The following is a 2,992-nucleotide window of genomic DNA, read 5'->3' as shown; positions in this document are numbered from 1 at the left end:
TGCGGGAGCTCGCCGCCCACCGTCCGGAGCCGGCCGCCGCCCCGCCCGTGCTCGACGAGGCCGAGAACCGGGCCGGCTGCGAGGCGATCTTGCGCGGGCTGGTCGCGGAGCCCGAGGCCGGGCGCCAGTCCGTCGCCGTGGTCTACCAGGACTTCCTGGTCCGCTGCCGGATGCGCGGCCTCGACGGCGAGCGCGTCGGGCTCCAGGCCTTCCGCCGGTCCCTGAGCGTGGCACGGGCCGGGATCGATGCGGCGCCCGCCGCGACCGACGGGGACGAACGCTGGACCCAGGCGCAGGGGGCCGCCGCCGGGATGCCGGAGGAGGTCCAGGGCTTGTTCCTGCTGCTGGCGCGGGCGGCGCTCGCGGGCGAGCCCTGTCCCGGCGATGCGGCGCTGGCCCGGGCCATCGGCAGCCGTTCTCCCGGCCGCGCCCGGCGCCTGCTCGGCTACATGGAAAGCCGCAACGCCATCGTCTGCCGCGTGGACTTCTCGAAGAACCGCATCATCGCCCTGCCGGCGCTCGGCTGCGAGACCGCACCGGGCGACCCGAAGGCGGACGTCGCCGAGCCGGCGGCGGCGGACGCGCCCGATCCCGGGGGTAGCTGGGGGCTGTTCGCGGCGGAGTGAGGGGTTTGCCGCGAACGCGAGACGCTTGGGGTCAGCCTGCGCTGAGCCGCATCAGCTCCGCGATCAGGGTCCTCGACGACTCCGCAACGCTCAGCCCGTCGGTGACCAAGGTCATGTCGGGGTCGAGCGGCGCCTCGTAGGGCGCCGAGATCCCCGTGAAGTTCGGGATCGTGCCGGCCCGCGCCCTGTCGTACAGGCCCTTCGGGTCGCGCGCCTCGCACACCGCCAGTGAGGTGTCGATGAAGACCTCCAGGAACGGAATGTCGCCCGCGATCTGCCGCGCTGTCGCGCGCTCGGCGCGGAACGGCGAGATCAGCGACACGATCACCACCAGTCCCGCCTCCGCCATCAGGCGCGCGGTCTCGGCCGCCCGCCGGATGTTCTCGGCGCGATCGGCCGCGGTGAACCCGAGGTCCCGGTTGAGGCCGTGGCGCAGGTTGTCGCCGTCGAGCACCATGGCGTGCCGCCCCGCCTCGGTAAGCGAGCGGTCGACGGCGTTGGCGATGCTCGACTTGCCCGCCCCCGACAGCCCGGTGAACCAGGCGATGGCCGGGCGCTGGCTCAGGCTACGCCAGCGCGTCTCGCGGGGCTGAAGGGTCTTCCAGGTCAGGTTGTCGGCGCGGTGCGACGGGTCGGGCAACGGCACAATCCTCGGGCCAGCTGTCGCATCCCCCCGCCCCCTCGGGGATCCGCTCGCGCGATGCCTAGCCGGAACCGCGTCGGAACGGAACCCGTCGATCACGCTGGCGTGAACGACGGCTCCGCCACCGGGGCGGCCTTGGGGATCGCCCTCGGCCGACCCTCGTCGTCGATCGCGACGAAGGTGAAGGTCGCCGACGTCACCTTCTCGCGCACCTGCGTCCGGAAGCGCCGCGCCCAGGCCTCGACCTCGATCTTCATCGAGGTGCGCCCGACATGCCCGATTCGGGTGTAGACGCAGAGCACGTCGCCGATCCGCACCGGGCGGATGAAGGTCATGGCGTCCAGGGCCACGGTGACCACGCGGCCCTCGGCCCGGTCGACCCCGGCGATGCCGCCGGCCTGGTCCATCTGCGACAGCACCCAGCCGCCGAAGATGTCGCCGTTGGCGTTGGTGTCGGCCGGCATCGCGATGGTGCGCACCGTCAGATCGCCCTGCGGTTCCTCGGCGCTGTCCCGGTCCATGCGGTCCTGTTCCTTGGCGCGAAGCGCACCGACGCGCTCGGGGCGCGGCGCCGATTATGCGCGAACGCCGCGATGTCGAAAGGGGTCAGGGCATCAGGCCGGCGAGTTTCAGGCCGGCCGCCAGGAAGACGGCGGCGGCGCAGACCAGGCATTCGAGCGGGATCGATTGCCAGAGGTCACGCGCGACCACCTCGCGCGTCGCGATATCGTCCATGGGGCGTTCCTCCCGGGCGGACCGATCTGATGCCGGCCGTCCCGAACGCGAGACCCTACACCGGATCGCGCGCGAACGCAGCCCGTTTGCCCAAGTCATGGAAAAAACCCGACGGCCCCAAGGGCCGCCGGGTTCAGACTTCGACGCAGGCTCGCCGTGCGATCAGTAGAAGAACCGACGACGCGGGCCGTAGAAGCGGCGGCCGTAATACGGACGACGGTAGAACGGACGCGGGCCGTAGAAGCGGCGGCCGTAATACGGGCGGCGGTAGAACGGACGCGGCCCGAACCGGCGGCGGTAGAAGTACTGGGCCTTCTCGGCGACCGCGGGGGCGGCTTCCGTCTGAAGGGCGAGGCCGGGGCCGACCGGAGCGGCGGACGCGCCCTGCGGGGCGGCGGCCGCGAAGCCCAGGACGAGCAGGGCGGCCAGCAGGAATTTCCTCATCGCGGATCTCAACTCTTTCGTGGATGGGAGACGTACGAGCGGGGCTTGAGCCCGAGCCGTCGAAACGCACGAACCGCGAAAAGCGTTTCGTCGCGAAAGCCGACTTTCGGTTGTGATCAGGCGATCTGCGTCGTCATGTCGATGACCTTCGCGGTCTTGCTCTGACGGACCAGCGCGATGCCGTGCTCGCAATCCTCGCGGCGAACGTAGCCCTCGCCCGAATCGGCGACGACGTTGCCGTTCTGCGCCCGCAGGCGCCAGCGCCAATGGCCCGGCGCATCGCGGTAGATCTCGAATCGCATCGGGGCTGCTCCGGTCTCGATGCCGTCGAGATGGGGCGCGGGACCACCGCCGGCAATGCTCCCGCGCCAGCGGCAGGACACCGGATACGAAAAAGCAGAAGGCCGCCCCGGGCATCCGGGGCGGCCTTCTCGATCAGGTCAGGAGGCGAGCTGGCTCAGGAGCGCGGGCTGCGGTCGAGCCAGCCGATGGCACGGCCCTCGCCGCCGTTGCCGCCGCCGCCGCTGCGCGGACGGTTGTTGGC

General features: G+C 71.7%; 5 protein-coding genes and 1 pseudogene. 1 reads left to right on the top strand and 5 read right to left on the bottom strand.

What is annotated here, in order from left to right; translation table 11 throughout:
• Positions 1-626: pseudogene (locus FV223_RS24065) on the top strand (ATP-binding protein); the annotation flags it as partial.
• A gap of 31 nt (positions 627-657) precedes the next feature.
• On the opposite strand, the gene cysC reads toward FV223_RS24065, so the two are convergent.
• The 5 genes from cysC to FV223_RS24045 all read right to left on the bottom strand — a co-directional run bounded on the left by cysC (position 658) and on the right by FV223_RS24045 (position 2,750).
• A complete protein-coding gene (gene cysC, locus FV223_RS24060) occupies positions 658-1,266 on the bottom strand; it encodes an adenylyl-sulfate kinase (protein ID WP_187274735.1) in 609 nt (202 codons plus the stop codon).
• A 98-nt stretch (positions 1,267-1,364) separates the two neighbouring features.
• The gene (locus FV223_RS24055) at positions 1,365-1,790 is read right to left on the bottom strand and encodes an acyl-CoA thioesterase (RefSeq protein WP_147729336.1); all 426 of its coding nucleotides are present in this window, start codon (positions 1,788-1,790) and stop codon (positions 1,365-1,367) included.
• Between the two features lie 85 nt (positions 1,791-1,875).
• Positions 1,876-2,004: a hypothetical protein gene (locus FV223_RS32485; RefSeq protein ID WP_279593315.1), complete on the bottom strand. Its 129-nt coding sequence runs from the start codon at positions 2,002-2,004 to the stop codon at positions 1,876-1,878.
• Positions 2,005-2,166: 162 nt separating this feature from the next.
• A complete protein-coding gene (locus FV223_RS24050; RefSeq protein ID WP_147729335.1) occupies positions 2,167-2,448 on the bottom strand; it encodes a hypothetical protein in 282 nt (93 codons plus the stop codon).
• 116 nt (positions 2,449-2,564) lie between these two features.
• Positions 2,565-2,750, bottom strand: coding sequence for a DUF1508 domain-containing protein (locus FV223_RS24045; RefSeq protein ID WP_147729334.1), 186 nt, complete (start codon positions 2,748-2,750; stop codon positions 2,565-2,567).
• Between the last annotated feature and the right edge of the window lie 242 nt (positions 2,751-2,992).

Source organism: Methylobacterium sp. WL116 (genome assembly GCF_008039455.1).
Taxonomy (GTDB): Bacteria; Pseudomonadota; Alphaproteobacteria; order Rhizobiales; family Beijerinckiaceae; genus Methylobacterium.
The sequence above is the reverse complement of the archived record's forward strand: the minus strand, read 5'-3'. Positions and strand labels throughout refer to the sequence as shown.

Excerpts from the sequence above, each read along its gene's own strand:
- FV223_RS24055 (WP_147729336.1), bottom strand. The coding sequence starts at position 1,790 with ATGGACCGGGACAGCGCCGAGGAACCGCAGGGCGATCTGACGGTGCGC.
- FV223_RS32485 (WP_279593315.1), bottom strand. The coding sequence starts at position 2,004 with ATGGACGATATCGCGACGCGCGAGGTGGTCGCGCGTGACCTCTGGCAA.
- FV223_RS24050 (WP_147729335.1), bottom strand. The coding sequence starts at position 2,448 with ATGAGGAAATTCCTGCTGGCCGCCCTGCTCGTCCTGGGCTTCGCGGCC.
- FV223_RS24045 (WP_147729334.1), bottom strand. The coding sequence starts at position 2,750 with ATGCGATTCGAGATCTACCGCGATGCGCCGGGCCATTGGCGCTGGCGC.